The organism is Nonomuraea sp. B10E15, from assembly GCF_039871615.1.
In the GTDB taxonomy this organism is placed as follows: domain Bacteria; phylum Actinomycetota; class Actinomycetes; order Streptosporangiales; family Streptosporangiaceae; genus Nonomuraea.
On the sequence record NZ_JBDPMB010000015.1, the window covers coordinates 184119 to 199683 of the forward strand.

13 protein-coding genes are annotated in these 15565 nt (G+C 72.5%); 6 read left to right on the forward strand and 7 right to left on the reverse strand.

Translation table 11 applies throughout. The features are described from left to right. From ABGB14_RS33630 to ABGB14_RS33645, 4 genes are read right to left on the reverse strand one after another with little or no spacing between them, the layout of a single operon-like run. On the reverse strand, window positions 1-1029 hold the full coding sequence (locus ABGB14_RS33630) for a branched-chain amino acid ABC transporter permease (RefSeq protein ID WP_347647873.1): 1029 nt from the start codon (window positions 1027-1029) through the stop codon (window positions 1-3). After that, window positions 1026-1907, reverse strand: coding sequence for a branched-chain amino acid ABC transporter permease (locus tag ABGB14_RS33635; protein WP_347647874.1), 882 nt, complete (start codon window positions 1905-1907; stop codon window positions 1026-1028). The genes ABGB14_RS33630 and ABGB14_RS33635 overlap by 4 nt, the downstream gene beginning before the upstream one ends. Window positions 1908-1910: 3 nt before the next feature. Continuing rightward, a complete protein-coding gene (locus tag ABGB14_RS33640) occupies window positions 1911-2627 on the reverse strand; it encodes an ABC transporter ATP-binding protein (RefSeq protein WP_347647875.1) in 717 nt (238 codons plus the stop codon). Then, complete coding sequence (locus ABGB14_RS33645; RefSeq protein WP_347647876.1) at window positions 2624-3382, reverse strand: ABC transporter ATP-binding protein; 759 nt, start codon at window positions 3380-3382, stop codon at window positions 2624-2626. The genes ABGB14_RS33640 and ABGB14_RS33645 overlap by 4 nt, the downstream gene beginning before the upstream one ends. Window positions 3383-3560: 178 nt before the next feature. Here ABGB14_RS33645 and ABGB14_RS33650 point away from each other — a divergent pair, with 178 nt between their 5' ends. Both ABGB14_RS33650 and ABGB14_RS33655 read left to right on the forward strand, forming a co-directional pair. Further along, the gene (locus ABGB14_RS33650; protein WP_347647877.1) at window positions 3561-4931 is read left to right on the forward strand and encodes a helix-turn-helix domain-containing protein; all 1371 of its coding nucleotides are present in this window, start codon (window positions 3561-3563) and stop codon (window positions 4929-4931) included. After that, window positions 4918-6399: a long-chain fatty acid--CoA ligase gene (locus ABGB14_RS33655; protein ID WP_347647878.1), complete on the forward strand. Its 1482-nt coding sequence runs from the start codon at window positions 4918-4920 to the stop codon at window positions 6397-6399. Before ABGB14_RS33650 ends, ABGB14_RS33655 begins: the two co-directional genes overlap by 14 nt. On the opposite strand, the gene ABGB14_RS33660 is transcribed toward ABGB14_RS33655, so the two are convergent. Further along, complete coding sequence (locus ABGB14_RS33660) at window positions 6388-8748, reverse strand: glycoside hydrolase family 2 TIM barrel-domain containing protein (RefSeq protein ID WP_347647879.1); 2361 nt, start codon at window positions 8746-8748, stop codon at window positions 6388-6390. The two genes, ABGB14_RS33655 and ABGB14_RS33660, sit on opposite strands and share 12 nt — an antisense overlap. Window positions 8749-8924: 176 nt before the next feature. Here ABGB14_RS33660 and ABGB14_RS33665 point away from each other — a divergent pair, with 176 nt between their 5' ends. Together ABGB14_RS33665 and ABGB14_RS33670 are read left to right on the forward strand one after the other, a co-directional pair. Next, window positions 8925-9959, forward strand: a complete 1035-nt coding sequence (locus ABGB14_RS33665; RefSeq protein WP_347647880.1) for a LacI family DNA-binding transcriptional regulator — start codon at window positions 8925-8927, stop codon at window positions 9957-9959. A 90-nt stretch (window positions 9960-10049) separates the two neighbouring features. Continuing rightward, window positions 10050-11066: a LacI family DNA-binding transcriptional regulator gene (locus ABGB14_RS33670; RefSeq protein WP_347647881.1), complete on the forward strand. Its 1017-nt coding sequence runs from the start codon at window positions 10050-10052 to the stop codon at window positions 11064-11066. A gap of 13 nt (window positions 11067-11079) precedes the next feature. On the opposite strand, the gene ABGB14_RS33675 is transcribed toward ABGB14_RS33670, so the two are convergent. Together ABGB14_RS33675 and ABGB14_RS33680 are read right to left on the reverse strand one after the other, a co-directional pair. Further along, the gene (locus tag ABGB14_RS33675; protein WP_347647882.1) at window positions 11080-11796 is read right to left on the reverse strand and encodes a hypothetical protein; all 717 of its coding nucleotides are present in this window, start codon (window positions 11794-11796) and stop codon (window positions 11080-11082) included. A gap of 115 nt (window positions 11797-11911) precedes the next feature. Next, complete coding sequence (locus tag ABGB14_RS33680; RefSeq protein WP_347647883.1) at window positions 11912-12490, reverse strand: TetR/AcrR family transcriptional regulator; 579 nt, start codon at window positions 12488-12490, stop codon at window positions 11912-11914. A 179-nt stretch (window positions 12491-12669) separates the two neighbouring features. On the opposite strand from ABGB14_RS33680, the gene ABGB14_RS33685 reads away from it, so the two are divergent. Together ABGB14_RS33685 and ABGB14_RS33690 are read left to right on the forward strand one after the other, a co-directional pair. Beyond that, window positions 12670-13854 carry a transposase gene (locus tag ABGB14_RS33685; RefSeq protein ID WP_347647884.1) on the forward strand — a complete coding sequence of 395 codons (1185 nt, stop codon included), beginning with the start codon at window positions 12670-12672 and terminating at the stop codon, window positions 13852-13854. Window positions 13855-14034: 180 nt separating this feature from the next. Then, window positions 14035-15552 carry an MDR family MFS transporter gene (locus tag ABGB14_RS33690; RefSeq protein WP_347647904.1) on the forward strand — a complete coding sequence of 506 codons (1518 nt, stop codon included), beginning with the start codon at window positions 14035-14037 and terminating at the stop codon, window positions 15550-15552. The last annotated feature ends 13 nt before the right edge of the window (window positions 15553-15565 follow it).

A 15565-nucleotide genomic window follows, 5' to 3' on the forward strand; every position in this document is an offset into this window, starting at 1 on the left:
TTACTCCTTCCGGGGAATCTTCCTGATCAAGCGCCCGGCCAGCCCGGCCAGCCCCGTCGGGGCCACGTACATCACCGCGATGATCAGCAGGCCGAAGATGACGCCGGGCGCGGCGTCGTTGATGTCCTGCGCGAGGCTGGGCACGAACATCACGAACAAGCCCCCGAGCACGGGCCCCGACAGCGAGCCGAGCCCGCCGACGACCAGGCCGGCCAGCAGCGTGATCGACAGGTTGACGGTGAACGAGTCGGGCGAGACGAACCCGATCACCCACGTGTAGACGCAGCCGGCCGTCCCGGCGAACATGGCGCTCCAGGCGAAGGCGAGCGTCTTGTGGACCGACAGCCGCACGCCCATGACCTCGGCCGCGCCCTCGTTGTCCCTGATGGCGTGCAGCGCCCGGCCGACGCGCGAGCGCAGCAGGCCGGCGCAGAGCAGGAACGCGGCGACGGCGACGGCCAGGGTGAGGAAGTACAGCCACTGGTCCTCGGCCAGGCCGCTCCACGCGGGCGGCGCGGGCTTGGCCAGCGTCAGCCCCATCGAGCCGCCGGTCAGCTCCTCGAACCTCTTGAGCAGCGGGACGAGGAAGATCGCGATGGCGAGCGTCACGAGCGCCAGGTAGAGGCCGCGCAGCCGCATGGCCGGCACCCCGAACGCCAGGCCGAGCAGGAACGCCGCCCCGGCCGCGACGGGCAGGGTCAGCGGGTACGGCACAGCCCAGTGTTCGAGCAGGATGGCGGCCGTGTAGGCGCCGATGGCGAAGAACGCGCCGTGGCCGAGCGAGATCTGCCCGGCGTGCCCGACCAGCAGGTTGAGCCCGAGCAGCGCGACCGCGTAGATCAACACCATCGTGAGCTGGAAGACGTGGAACGGCACCAGCTGGAACGGCGCGTAGCAGGCGGCCGCGGCGAGCAGCGCGGCCGCGCCCCAGCGCCAGCGCGCCGACCGCCACCATTCAGCGGGCCGCGGCGCGGGGGGCGGGGGCGGCGTGGCGGTCCGCGCCCGGGCGGCGTTCGTGGCCTCGCTCATGCCCGCTCCACCACCGCTCGCCCGAACAGGCCCTGGGGCCGCAGCAGCAGGACACCGAGGATGATCACCAGCGGCACGCCCACCTTGAGGTCGGATCCGATGAACCCGACGTACGCCCCGGCGAGCGTCTCCGCGACGCCGACGATCAGGCCGCCGGCGACCGCGCCCAGCGGGCTGTCGAAGCCGCCGAGCGTCGCCGCCGCGAACGCGTAGATGAGGACGCCGCCCATCATGTTGGGCTCGAGGAACAGCAGCGGCGCCACGAGCACCCCCGACACCGCGCCCACGGTCGAGGCGAGCCCCCACCCGAGCGCGAGCGTCCAGCCCACCCGGATGCCGACCAGCCGGGCGGACTCGGGGTTGGTGGCCACCGCCCGCATCCCCAGCCCGATCTTGGTGTGCCGGAAGAGCAGGTACAGCAGCCCCATGACGGCGCCCACGACGGCCAGCACGCCGAGCGTGGAGAAGCTCACGCTGATCCCGCCCGCCTCCAGCGCGCCGGCGGGGAACGGGTTCGGGAAGTCCTTGATGAGGAACGTCCAGATCCACCCGGCGGCGGCGTTGACGAAGATGAACAGCCCCACGGTGACGATCACCAGGGTCAGCTCGGGCGCGCCCTCGACGGGCCGGATGATCACCCGTTCGATGAGCATCCCGCCGGCGAACGACACCGCCAGGGTGACCACCAGCGCCAGCCAGAACGGCAGCCCGGCGGCCGTGAGCTGCCAGGCGACGTAGGTGGAGAACATGGCCAGCTCGCCCTGGGCGAAGTTCACGATGCCGGTGAACTGGTAGATCAGCACGAGGGCCAGGGCCAGGCTGGCGTAGATGGCGCCCGCGCCGAGCCCCTGGACGACCTGCTGCAGAAATCCGGCCATCGGCTACACCCGGTATCCGAGGTAGGACCGGGCGACCTGCTCGTCGGCCCTGATCTCCTCGGCCGTGCCCGACAGGACGATCCGCCCGGTCTCCAGGACGTGCGCCTGCTGGGCGATGCCGAGGGCGAGATGGGCGTTCTGCTCGACGACGACCACGGTGGTTCGCTCCTCTGCGTTGATGGCCTGGACGATGCGGAACAGCTCCCGGGTGACCAGCGGAGCCAGGCCGAGCGACGGCTCGTCGAGCAGCAGCAGCCGAGGGCGCGACATCAGGGCCCGGCCGATGGCCAGCATCTGCTGCTCGCCCCCGCTGAGGCTGCCCGCGGCCTGCTTGAGCCGCGTCTTCAGCACCGGGAAATAGCCGTGGATGCGGTCGAGGTCGGCCTCCACGCCGGCCCCGCGCCTGCGGACGTAGGCCCCGAGCCGCAGGTTCTCCTCGACGGTGAGCGGCACGAACGTGCCACGCCCCTCGGGGACGTGGGCGATGCCCTGCCGGGCGAGCGTGTCGGGCGAGCGGCCGGTCAGGTCGGCGCCGCCCAGGGTGGCGGTGCCGCGCGCCCTGATCATGCCGGACAGCGCCCTGAGCAGCGTGGTCTTGCCCGCCCCGTTGGGCCCGAGTATCGCGCAGATCTCCCCTTGGCCGACGGTCAGGCTCACGCCGTGCAGCACGCGGGCGTCGCCGTATCCGGCCGTCAGCTCCTCCACCACCAGATCCGTCATGGCGCCGTCCCCAGGTAGGCCTCGATGACGCCGGGATCGCGCTGCACCTCGGCGGGCGGGCCCTCGGCGATCTTGCGGCCGAAGTCCAGGCAGACGATGCGCTCGCAGATCCCCATCACGAACCCCATGTGGTGCTCGACGACGATGACGGTCAGGTCGTGTTCGGAGCGCAGCGCGTTCAGCGTGGTCGCGAACTCCTCGACCTCGGCCGCGTTGAGGCCGTTCACCGGCTCGTCGAGCAGCAGCAGCCGGGGCCGGCCGACGAGCGCGCGGGCCAGCTCGACCCGCTTGAGCGTGCCGAACGGCAGCCCGGTCGCCGGATGCCCGGCCACCCCGGTCAGGCCGAGCCGCTCCAGCACCCCGTCCGCGTCGGCGCCCAACGCGCGCTCCTCGCGGCGCACGCCCGGCAGGCGCAACCCGGCCGACAGGAAGCCGGCCCGGCCCCGGTGGTGCGCGCCGACGAGCACGTTGTCGCGTACGGACAGGCGCGGGAACAGGCCGAGGTTCTGGAACGTCCTGGCGATGCCGAGCCCGGCGATGGCGTGCGGGGCCACGGCCGTCAGGTCGCCGCCCTCGTACACGATCGTCCCCGACCCGGGCTCGTACCGCCGGGTCAGGCAGTTGAACAGGGTGGTCTTGCCGGCGCCGTTCGGCCCGATGAGCCCCACCATCTCGCCGCGCCCCACGTCGAAGCCGACGCCGTCCAGCGCCGTGATGCCCCCGAAGCGAACGGTAAGATCGTGTACCTCCAGCATCCGGCCTCCTGGAGAACAATGTTCTGAAGTTGGGCTCAGCGTAGGATCCGGCCGCGAAGCGCCGCATTGGGCACGGTGACCCAAGATGTCTCAGGCGAGTTGTCCTCTGAGCACAGCGTGGGTCTCATACCGGTTACGACCCGTTGACCGCCCGCCCATGGCCATGGATCATCCCGGCATGTCCAGTGGTTCCAGCACGGAAACGCTCACTGGTGCGGAGGCGGTCCGCGCGCAACGCGCGCGCATCCTCTCCGAACTCCTCGACGATCTCCCGTCCCTGGCCGCCGCCGCGCTCGCCACCATGCGGGAGGAGATCCCCGCCTACGCGGCGCAGGGCCCCGACTTCCACGCGGACGTGCGCGACCAGGTGGTCAAGCACTACCGCGCCAAGCTGGCCGTGCTGCTGGAGGAGCGCACGGTCACGTTCGAGGACATCGCCTTCACCCGGCGGGCGGCGATGCGCCGGGCCAGGGCGGGGGTGGCGCTGGCCGACTACATCAACGCGTTCAGGGTCGGGCAGCAGGTGTTCTGGCAGTCGGTGGTCGACCGGGCCGGACGCACGCCGGCCGGCCGCGAGGCGGCGCTGTCGCTGGCGTCCCCCCTGATGCGCTACTGCGACTTCGCCAGCACGCACGCGGCCAACGCGTACATGGAGTTCCAGCAGTACGCCGCCGCCGAGGCGGTCCGCGAGAGCCGTGACCTGCTGGAGACGCTGCTGGTGGGCGGCGTGCCGACGCGCGGCAGGGAACTGGCCGCGGCGCAGGCGCACGGCCTGGCGTCCCGCACGCCGCTGCTCGTCGTGACCGCGGTGCTGGTCGGCTCGCCTTCGGCGGTGACGACGGGCCCTGACCGGGGCGCCGACGCCCGCCACGCGGCCTGTGCCGCGATCGCCAGGACCGGCGGCAACGGCACCCGTACGCTGTCGGTCGTGCGCCAGTCGGAGATCGTGGCGATCCCCGTGCTCGGCCCCGGCGCCGACCCGGGAGGGCTCTGCGACCGGCTGCAGGAGGTGCTGGAGAGCCTGGCGGGCGAGGGCATCAGGCTGGCCATGGGCATCAGCACCGTGGCGGCGGGCCCGGCGCAGATCCCGCAGGCCTACCAGGAGGCCAGGGCGGTGCTGGACTTCGTGCCCGAGGAGGGCGGCGTCGCCGCGCTGCCGCGGATCACGCCGTTCCAGTATCTGGCGCTGAAGGCCGACGACACCGCCCGTCACCTGGTCGATCCGCGCATCTCGGCGCTGCTGTCGGAGGACCGCGCGCGTGGCGGCGTGCTCACGGCCACGATCAGGGCGTTCGCCGCCGCCGACCTCAACCTGCGGGCCGCGGCAGAACGGTTGCAGATCCATCCCAACACCGCCCAGTACCGCATGCGCCGGATCCAGGAGCGCACGGGCCGGAGCCTGCGCTCCATCAACGATCTCGTCGACCTGCTCGTCGCGATCGCTCTCCAGGACGCTTTGCCGACCAATTCCGGCCGGGAAAGACTGGCCACCGCGACCAATGAGGGGCGTGGGAGAGCGGACGTACGGTCTTTCCATGAACCTCGCTGACCGGCTCCTCACCACCGCCGAGCGGCTCGGCGGCAGAGCAGTTCTCACGCTGGACGAGGCGGAGCTCACGTACGGAGCTCTGTCGGAGCTGAGCGCCCGGCTCGCGGGGCTGTTGCGCTGCCGCGGCATCGGCCCCGGCGACCGGGTCGCGATCATGTTGCCGAACGTGCCCGAGTTCGGCGTGGTCTATTACGGGGTGCTGCGGATCGGGGCCGTGGTGGTGCCGCTCGATCCGCTGCTGAAGCGGCGGGAGATCGCGGCCTACCTGGGTGACTGCGGGGCGCGGCTGCTGATCGCCTGGCACGCGTTCGCGGAGACGGCGGAGGCGGGGTCGGCGGGCACGAAGGCCGACTGCTTCTTCGTCGTCCCCGAGGAGTTCCGCAGGCTGCTGCGCCAGGTGGCGCCCGACCGCGACGTCGCCGGCACGCGCGACGACGACACCGCGGTCATCCACTACACCTCCGGCACCACCGGGCGCCCGAAAGGCATCGAGCTCTCCCACGCGAACCTGGCCGGCAACGCCGCGACCGTGGCCCGCATGCACGCGCTCGGCGTGGACGACGTGGTGCTGGGGGCGCTGCCGCTCTACCACACGTTCGGCCAGACCTGCTCGCTCAACGCGACCGTGCAGGCGGGCGCGCGGCTGACGCTGCTGCGGCGCTTCGAGGCCGGCCGCGCGCTCGAGGTCATCAGGCGGGACGGCGTGACGGTCTTCCAGGGCGTGCCGACCATGTTCATCGCGCTGCTCGACCACCCCGGCGCCTCCGACCTGTCGATGTTGCGGGTCTGCGCGTCCGGCGGGGCGGCGCTGCCGCTGGACGTGCTGCGGGCCTACGAGGCGCGGTTCGGCTGCGAGATCATCGAGGGGTACGGCCTCAGCGAGACCTCCCCGGTGGCCGCGACCAACCGCGGCGGACCCCACCGCCGGCCCGGCTCGATCGGCTGGCCCATCAGGGACGTCGAGATGAAGATCGTCGGCGAGGACGGCGCCGAGGCCCCGCCCGGCGAGATCGGCGAGGTCGTCGTCCGCGGCCCCAACGTGATGAAGGGCTACTGGAACGACCCCGCCGGCACGGCCGAGGCCATCCGCGACGGCTGGTTCCACACCGGCGACCTCGGCAGGGTCGACGAGGACGGCTACTTCTTCCTGGTCGACCGCCGCCGCGACGTGATCATCCGGGGCGGCTACACGGTCTACCCGCGCGAGGTCGAAGAGGTCCTGTACGAGCACCCGGCCGTGCGCCAGGCGGCCGTGTACGGCGTGCCGCACCCGGAGCTCGGCGAGGAGATCGAGGCGGCGGTCACCCTGCGCGCCCCGGTGACCCGCGAGGACCTGCGCGACTTCGTCAAGGAACGCGTGGCCGCCTACAAATACCCGCGGCGGTTGTCGTTCGTGGACGAGCTGCCGATGAGCCCCACGGGCAAGATCCTCAAGCGGGCGCTCGCCCGCACCCCGCTAGGCGGGTGACGGCCGCGGCTCGTTGACGCAGCGCAGCACCGGATAGGAGGTCAGCGCCGCCGGGTCCAGGTCGCGTCCGGTGGTGACGTGGAAGGTGACGCTCTCCCCCGGCAGGAGCGTGACCAGCTGGTCGTCCACGGCCGCCGCCGGGTCGAGCCGGTCGGGGAAGAGCGCCAGCTCGCGCAGGATGGTCGCGGCGGTGACGGTGACCGCGACGCCGCCCGGCTCCGGCTCGACCGCGGCGGTGAACTCGGCCGGCGGATAGCCGGCGGCCGGGTCCTCGGCGAACACGAACAGGGCGCGCTCGCCGCCGAGCTCCGCGGTGAGCAGCCCGGCCGCCGGGTCATCCGGTGGGGTGACGCGCAGCGTGGCACGGGCGGGCACGGCGACAGGCTGTCCGTGCGCCGCGAGCGCCCTTCCTCCCAGGTCGCGCGGGGCCAGCTCCAGCGTGCCCGCCCACTCCTCGTCGGTGTCGTTGACCAGCACGATCTCGCCGTCCTGCCAGGTGATGAGCCGGTCGGCGTAGGCGCGGCGCAGGGCGTACCAGAGGGGTTTCCTGCGGCCCGCGCCGTCGACGGCGGCCCAGGACGTCACCGGCCAGCAGTCGTTGAGCTGCCACACCACCGTGCCCATGCAGTGGGGCATGAGCGAGCGGAACCGCTCGATCCCGAACGCCATCGCGCGGGCCTGGTTGAGCTGCGTGTAGTAGTGCCAGTCGTCGAACGTGGCGGGCCGCGGCAGGTGGTCGCCGAGCCCGGACAGCAGCTTGGCGTTGCCGTCGACCGCCTTCTGGTGGTGCGTGACGCCGGCCGAGCCGGGAGCGAGCGGCTCGTCGGAGACGGCGGCCCGCAGCGTGGCGTAGGCGGGCGGGCCCTGGTAGCCGAACTCGGCCACGAACCTCGGCTCGTAGTCGGCGTAGTGCGTGTAGTCGCGGCCCTGCCCCCACACGGTCCAGATGTGCACGGTGCCGGTCGAGGGGTCGCGCACGTCGCGGTCGGGCGCACCCGAGTAGGGGCTGCCCGGCCAGTAGGGTCGCGTCGGGTCGAGCTCGGCCACGACGCCGGGCAGCAGGTCGTAGTAGAACCCGGCGCCCCAGCTCCGGCCGGCCAGCCGCTCGCGCCAGTCCCAGTGCTGGTGACCCTCGATGTTCTCGTTGTTGCCGCACCACAACACCAGGCTGGGATGGGCGGCCAGCCTGGCGACGTTCTCCCGCGCCTCGGCCTCCACCTCCGAGCGGAACGGCTCCTCCTCGGGGTAGGCCGAGCAGGCGAACGTGAAGTCCTGCCAGACGAGCAGGCCCATGCGGTCGGCCAGGGTGTAGAAGTCCTCCGACTCGTAGACGCCGCCGCCCCACACCCGCAGCGTGTTGGCGCCGGTGGCGGCGGCCTGGTCGAAGCGCTCCTCCAGGTCCTGCCTGGTCGTCCTGGCGGGGAAGCAGTCGTCGGGAATCCAGTTGAAGCCTCGCACGAACACCGGCCGGCCGTTGACGATCAGGCGGAAGGCGTCCGTGTCGAGCTCGACCGTGCGGAACCCGATCTCGCGCCGCCACCGGTCGGAGCCGGCGCGCACGGTGAGCGGATAGAGGGGCTGGGCGCCGTGGCCGCGCGGCCACCACCGCTCGGCCCCCGGCACGTCGAGGCGGAGCACGGCCTCGCTCTCGCCGTGGGCCAGTTTGGCCTCGGCGCGCACGCCCGCCACGTCGGCGGTGACGGTGACCGGCGCGTCGCCGGTGCGGTCGACGCGTACGTGCACGTCCACGCCGTCGCCGCGGACGAGCGGGCGGACCTCGGCCAGGCGCGCGCCGGACCAGGAGTGCAGGCCGATGGGCCGCCAGATGCCGCTGGTCACCAGCGTGGGCCCCCAGTCCCAGCCGAAGTTGCAGGCCATCTTCCTGATGAACGCGTACGGCTCGTCGTAGGCCCCGGGGCGCTCGCCGTGCCGCGCGCGCTGCTCCTCGGCGTAGGCGTAGGGGGCGCGGAAGGACACCTGGAGCGTGTTGGCGCCCTCGCGCAGCAGGTCGCGCGCGGCGAACCGGTAGGACCGGTGCATGTTGGCGGTGGCGCCGACCTCGTGGCCGTTGAGGCGTACGGTGGCGACCGTGTCGAGCCCCTCGCACACCAGGTCGGCCCGCTCGTGACCGTCGTCACTCCACTCGAAGGACGTCTCGTAGACCCAGTCCGTACGCCCGATCCAGCCCAGCCGCGTCTCGTTGTCGTCGAGGTAGGGGTCGTCGATCAGGCCGGCGGCGAGCAGGTCGGTGTGCACGCTGCCCGGAACGGCGGCCGGTATGACCGCAGGGCCCACCGGGGTGTCGCCGTCAGGGCGGAGGGTCCAGCCGTCGTGCAGCGGACGGTACACGTGGTCTCCTGACGCTGGGAGCTAAACCGAGTAAGCGAGCCAGACTCTACGTGGGCCCCCGATGACCGTCAACGTCCATCAGCAGCACGAGGGCCGCTGCCGGCTCGACACCCGCGACAGCAGCCCGCCCGGCCCGTACGATCGGTGAACCGTGAAAGTCACCCGGGAGGCCAGCCGTGAAGCGACCGACCATCGCGGACATCGCCAAGGAGGCGGGCGTGTCCAAGGGGGCCGTCTCCTACGCGCTGAACGGGCAGCCGGGCGTCTCGCCGCAGACCCGGCAGCGCATCCTGGCCATCGCCGACCGGCTCGGGTTCCGCGCCAACAGCGCCGCCCGCGCCCTCGCCGGCGCCCCCGCGAAGGTCGTGGGCCTGGCCCTGCCGCGCCCACCGGCCACGCTCGGGGTCGAGCCGTTCTTCATGGAGCTGATCAGCGGCCTGGAGGCGGAGCTGTCCACCCGCTCCTACGCGCTGCTGCTGCAGATGGTGGCGCACCAGGACGAGGAGATCGGCTTCTACCGCCGCTGGTGGAGCGAGAGCCGGGTCGGCGGCGTGCTCGTCTGCGACCTGCGGGTGCACGACGCGCGGGTGAGCGCGCTGCGCGAGCTGGGCCTGCCCGCCGTGGTCATCGGCCCGCCGTCGGCCGCGGGCGGGCTTGCCAGCATCTGGTCCGACGACGGGGTGTCCATGGTGGAGGCGGTGGAATACCTGGCGGCGCTCGGCCACCGCAGGATCGCGCGGATCAGCGGCATCTCCGAGCTGGCGCACACCGCGATCCGCACCGAGGTGTTCACCGGCGTCTGCGCGCGGCTCGGGGTGAGCGCGGTGACCGTGCCCACCGACTACAGCGCCGAGCACGGCGCCGAGGCCACCAGGCGGCTCCTCTTCGCGGACGACCGGCCCACCGCGCTGATCTACGACAACGACATCATGGCCATCGCGGGCCTGACCGTCGCCCAGGAGCTGAACCTGTCGGTGCCCGCCGACCTGTCCATCGTGGCCTGGGACGACTCTCCCATCTGCCACCTGCTGCACCCGCCGCTGACCGCGCTCACCCGCGACATCGGCGCCTACGGCGTGCACGCGGCCCGGCTGCTGCTGGCAGCCATGGACAGCGGGTCCGGCAACGGGCCCGATGACAGGCCCGGTGACGTGCACGACGAGCCGGCCCACCTCACGCCCCGGGGCAGCACCGCGCCGCCGTCCCGCTGACCGCGGGGCCTTCCTGGGCGGCACCGCGCCACCGTCCCGCCGGCGGCGGGCCACCCTTAGCATGTCCGTAGGCCGGCGGGTGGAGGTGCGATGGGGCGGCAGGCGACCATGAGCGACATCGCCCGCCGCGCCGGAGTCTCCCGCGTGGCGGTCTCCTACGCCATCAACGGCCGTCCCGGGGTGTCCGACGCCGTGCGCGAGCGCATCCTGCGCATCGCCGCCGAGCTCGGCTTCCTCCCCAGCGTCCCCGCGCAGGCCCTGCACGGCGCGGCGGCGCACGCCATCGGGCTGGCGGTGTCGCGCCCGTCGCCAGGCCTGTCCGTCGAGACCTTCCACCGCCGCCTCATCAGCGGCATCCAGGCCGAGCTGGCGGGCCGCGGGTTCGGGCTCGTGCTGCAGTTCGTCACCGGCCACGACGACGGGCTGGACGTCTACCGCCGCTGGCACGGTGAGCGCCGCGTCGACGGCGTCATCGTCTCCGACCTCGCGCTCGACGACCCGCGCCCGCGCGCTCTGGCGTCCATGGGCCTGCCCGCCGTGATCCTCGGCGAGCCGAGCGGGCCCCACGGGCTGACGCACCTCTGGTCCGATCCGGCCGTCGGCGCCGGCCTGGTCGCCGGCCATCTCGCCGCGCTCGGCCACCGTCGGGTGGCGCGGGTGTGCGGGCCCGCCGGCCTGCTGCCGGCCGCGCGCCGGGCCGGGCTCTTCGCCGCCGCCTGCGAGCGGGCGGGCATGGCCTGCACCCTCATCCCCACCGACCGCACCGGCGAGGCGGGCGCGCAGGTGACCAGGCGCGTGCTCAGCTCGACGCCGCGGCCGACGGCCATCGTCTACGACAACGACGTGATGGCGGTCGCCGGGCTGAGCGTGGCCGGCGAGATGGGCCTGGCCGTGCCGGGCGAGCTGTCCCTCGTGGCGGGCGACGACTTCCCGCTCTGCCAGGCCGTACGCCCGGCGCTGACCGTGCTGAGCCGCGACGTGGACGCGCTCGGCGCGCAGGCCGTACGCCTGCTGTTCGAGCTGCTCGACGGCGGCGAGCCGCGTCACGTGCCGGCCCCGGCGGCCGAGCTCGTGACGCGCGCCAGCACCGGCCCTGCCCCGCGCTGACCCTGGCGGGCGCTCAGCCGTACATCCCGAGGACGTACGCGACCGGCACCAGCACGACGGTGAGGGCGACGGCCTGCCATCGGGGCGCGGGCCCGTCCTTCAGCACGCCGACGCCGAAAGGCACCAGGGCGACGGCGAGCCCGGCCAGGGCGGCCAGCGAGATCGGATCAGCGGCGCCCTTCAGCACGCCCAGCGGCAGCGCGTGCCCGAACGCCAGCGCGACGCACCTGACCACGCCGTACGCGCCGGAGCCGAACGCCCTGGCCCGGTAGGCGCCGATGGCGAGCACGATCCAGCCGGCCACGATGCAGACGCTGACCGCCTTGAAGACGTGGAACGCGCCGTACGTGTCCGCGACCGCCCGCTGCGCCGCCTCCAGCCCGAGCTCGTCCACCATCTGGAAGGCCAGGTGGCTCACCCCGGCGTGGAAGACCCGCCCGAACAGCCCGAGAACCACCAGCGTGGCCCCCCACCGGGCCCAGCCCGGGTGCGTGGCGGCGATCCGCCGGGCCAGCGCGGTGGCCGCCGGCCACAGCAGCACCACGCCGGCGGTGAACAGGGCGTAGGACACGGCCATCCGCCCCGGATCGGCGGCGTAGGCGGCGAGCTGGCCGGGGAAGAAGTCGTCCTCGCCGATCCGGGTGAGCACCCCCGCGATGAGCAGCGGCGGCCCGAGCACCGCGCCCGTGCCCTCCACCCAGCGGCCGGGAACCATCCGTGTGATCGTCATGCCGACCAGTGAATCGGCGGCGCGGCCCGTGCACACGGGCGCGCGGGCGAGACCTGGTGGTGGAGCCCGCACTAGTCTTTCGGCCGGCGACGCGGCACGGTGCGCTCCCCGGCGATCAGGTGAAGGGCCGGGCGATCTGGTCGAGGGTTTCGTTCATCACGTCGATGAGCATGCGGGACTCCTGCTCGTCGCTCCAGACGTTCGCGGCGATGCGCAGCCCCACCAGGAAGGCCGCCGCCATCACGCGGGGCGGTATGCCGCTCGCCCGTTCGGCGAGCGCCTCCGACAGGTCGCGTTCGAGTGCGGCGTGGTTGGCGAGCTGGCGGGCCAGCAGCGACGGGTGTTGCCGGGCCAGCCGGGTGCGCTGCGCCCACTCCCGCTCGGGCTCGCCCATCTCCTGGTAGAGCTCCTCGGTCGCGCCGCGCAGCGCCGGCCAGGCCCTGAGGGCGGGCGGCTGGGCGCGGACCTTCCGTACGAGGGTGCGGAAACGCTGCTCCTCCCCGTAGAGCACCGCGTCTTCCTTGCCCGCGAAGTAGTTGGAGAAGGTGCGGCGCGAGATGTTGGCCGCGTCGGCGATCGACTCGACGGTGACGTGGTCGAGCCCGTGCTCGACCACGAGCCGCAGCGCGGCCTCGTGCACGGCCTGCCGCGTCGCGGCCTTCTTGCGCTCGCGCAGCCCCACCGTGGTCTCCATCAGATCCTCCCGAGGGGACCGTCGCCTTGAGGCGACGGGTGAATCGGTAGCGGGAGGGCCGTCAAGGCCTGAACGTGCCCTGACCTGTCGGGTCCGCGCGTCACAGATGCCCTTCCTGGTTTTGTCGGCGCCAGCCGATATCGTGGCGTTGTCGTTACCGAACGTGACGGGAGGTGGGTGTGCGCAGGTCGTTCAAATTCCTGCTGCGCCCCACCGCCCGGCAGGCGGCGGCGCTCGCGGCGTGCCTGGAAGACCACCGCACGCTGTACAACGCCGCCTTGGAGCACCGCCGCACCGCCTACGCCAAGGCGGGCGTGAGCGTCCGGTACGGCGATCAGTCGGCCGAGCTGAAACACATCCGCGCCGATGACCCGGACGGGCAGGGGCGTTGGTCGTTCTCGTCCCAGCAGGCCACCCTGCGACGGCTCGACAAGGCGTTTCGCGCGTTCTTCGACCGCGTCAGGGCCGGACGCGCGCCGGGGTTCCCGCGTTTCAAGGGGCGCGGCCGGTTCGGCACGGTCGAGTGGCCGAAGGACGGCGACGGCTGCCGGTGGGACTCCCAGCCCGGCCACCCCACCGTCACCTACGTGCGCCTGCAGGGCGTCGGGCACGTCCGCGTCCACCGGCACCGCGCGGTCAAGGGCCGGGTGAAGACGATCGCGGTGAAGCGGGAAGGCAGCCGGTGGTTCGTGGTGCTGTCGTGCGACGACGTGCCCGCCGAACCGCTGCCCGCCACCAGCGCGGTCGCGGGGATCGACATGGGGGTGGCCTCGCTCGTCACCACCTCCGACGGCGGCCGGGCGGCCAACCCCCGCCACCAGGCCGCCACCGCCGGCCGTCTGGCCGACGCCCAGCGAGACCTCGCCCGCAAGAAACGGGGCTCCAAGCGGCGGCGCAAGGCGGTGACCCGCGTGGCCGCGCTGCACGCCAAGGTCCGCCGCCAGCGGCTCGACCACGCCCACAAGGCCGCGCTCGCCCTGGTGACCGCCTATGACGTGATCGTGCACGAGGACCTGCGGATCGCGAACATGACCCGCTCGGCGTCCGGCACGACCGAAGCCCCCGGCCGCAACGTCGCCGCCAAGTCCGGCCTCAACCGGTCGATCCTGGACGCGGGCTGGGGGGTGTTCCTGACGATCCTCGCGCACAAGGCTGAAAGCGCCGGTCGAGAGCTGATCGCGGTGAACCCTGCCGGCACCTCCCGCACCTGTGCCCGCTGCGGGCACTGCGCACGGGAGAATCGCGTCACCCAGGCCGCGTTCGCCTGTACGGCGTGCGGACATGCCGCGCACGCCGACGTGAACGCGGCGGTCAACATCTTGAGGGCAGGGCTTGCCCTTCGCCAGGCTGCGCAAGCGGCTTAGCGAGAAGCCGCTTCCTTTCAAAAGCGGAGGAGTCACGATGCGCTCACTCTACCGTCGGGGAATATATGCTCAATGAGAAAAGTTGCTCACTCGGCATCTATTTACCCGAGACCTTAGGGGAGGTCGCGCGTGAGCGCACCCACGGCTCCGGCATCGGAACCGATGACGCACCGGCAGATCATGGAGGCCCTCAGCGGGCTGCTGCTCGTGCTGTTCGTCGCCATGATCAGCGCAACGATCGTGTCAGTGGCGCTGCCGCAGATCGTCGGCGCGCTCAAGGGCACCCAGTCGCAGTACACGTGGGTCGTGACCGCGTCGCTGCTCGCCTCCACGGCGTCCACGCCTATCTGGGGCAAGCTCGCCGACCTGTTCAGCAAGAAGCTGCTGCTCCAGGCCTCCATCGTGATCTTCATGGTCAGCTCGCTGGCCTGCGGATTCGCCCAGGACACCGCGCAGCTGATCGCCTTCCGCGCGCTCCAGGGCCTCGGCATGGGCGCCCTCCAGGTGCTGGTGCAGGTCGTGATCGCGGCGATGATCAGCCCGAAGGACCGCGGCAAGTACAACGGCTACCTCGGCGGCGTCATGGCCGTCGCCACCGTGGCCGGGCCGCTGCTCGGCGGCCTGATCGCCGACACCTCCTGGCTGGGCTGGCGGTGGTGCTTCTTCATCGCGGTGCCGTTCACCGTGATCGCCTTCTTCATGCTGCACAAGACGCTGCACGTGGTCTCCGTACGCCGCCCCGACGTCAAGATCGACTACGTGGGTGCCACCCTGATCGCCGCCGGCGTCAGCGTCCTGCTCATCTGGGTCACCTTCGTGGACAACTCGTTCGCGTGGCTCTCCTGGCAGACCGCCGCGATGGCCGGCGGCGGCGCGCTCCTGCTGGTCGCCGCCACCTGGGTCGAGTCGGTCGTCAAGGAGCCGGTCGTGCCCCTGCACGTCGTACGCCGGCGCACCCCCGCGCTGGCCATCGTCGCCAGCCTCGCGGTCGGCATGGCCATGTTCGGCGGCTCGGTCTTCCTCGGCCAGTATTTCCAGACCGGCCGCGGATACAGCCCGACCGAGGCGGGCCTGCTCACCATCCCGATGATGCTCGGCGTGCTGGTCTCCTCGACGATCAGCGGGCGCATGGTGTCGAGGAGCGGCAACGTCAAGCCGTACATCGTGGTCGGCTCGATCGTGCTCACCGGCGGATTCCTCGTGCTGTCCACAATCGACCACCAGACCCCTCTGCTCCTCATCGCCGCCGCGATGGTGCTGGTCGGCGCCGGGGTCGGCATGTCGATGCAGAACCTCGTGCTGGCGATCCAGAACACCGTCCCCCTTAGCGAGCTGGGGGCGGCCAGCGGCGCGATCACGTTCTTCCGCTCGCTCGGCGGCACCATCGGCGTGTCCGTGCTCGGCGCCGTCCTGGCCAACCGGGTCATGGTCGGCATCAACGAAGGGCTGGTCAAGGCGGGCATCGACCCGGCCAAGGCGGCCGGCGGGACCGGCACGCTCGACATCCAGGCGCTGCCCGAGCCGTTCAGAACCATCGTGAGCACCGCCTACGGCGACGCCACCGGCCACATCTTCCTGTTCTCGGCGGCCATCGCCGTGGTCGGCGTGATCGCCGCCCTCTTCCTCAAGCCGGTCAAGCTCCGCGACAGCCTCGACCTGCCCGCCCCCGAGCAGCCGAAGGAGCCCGTCGCCCGGTAGCGGCGGCCCGCCT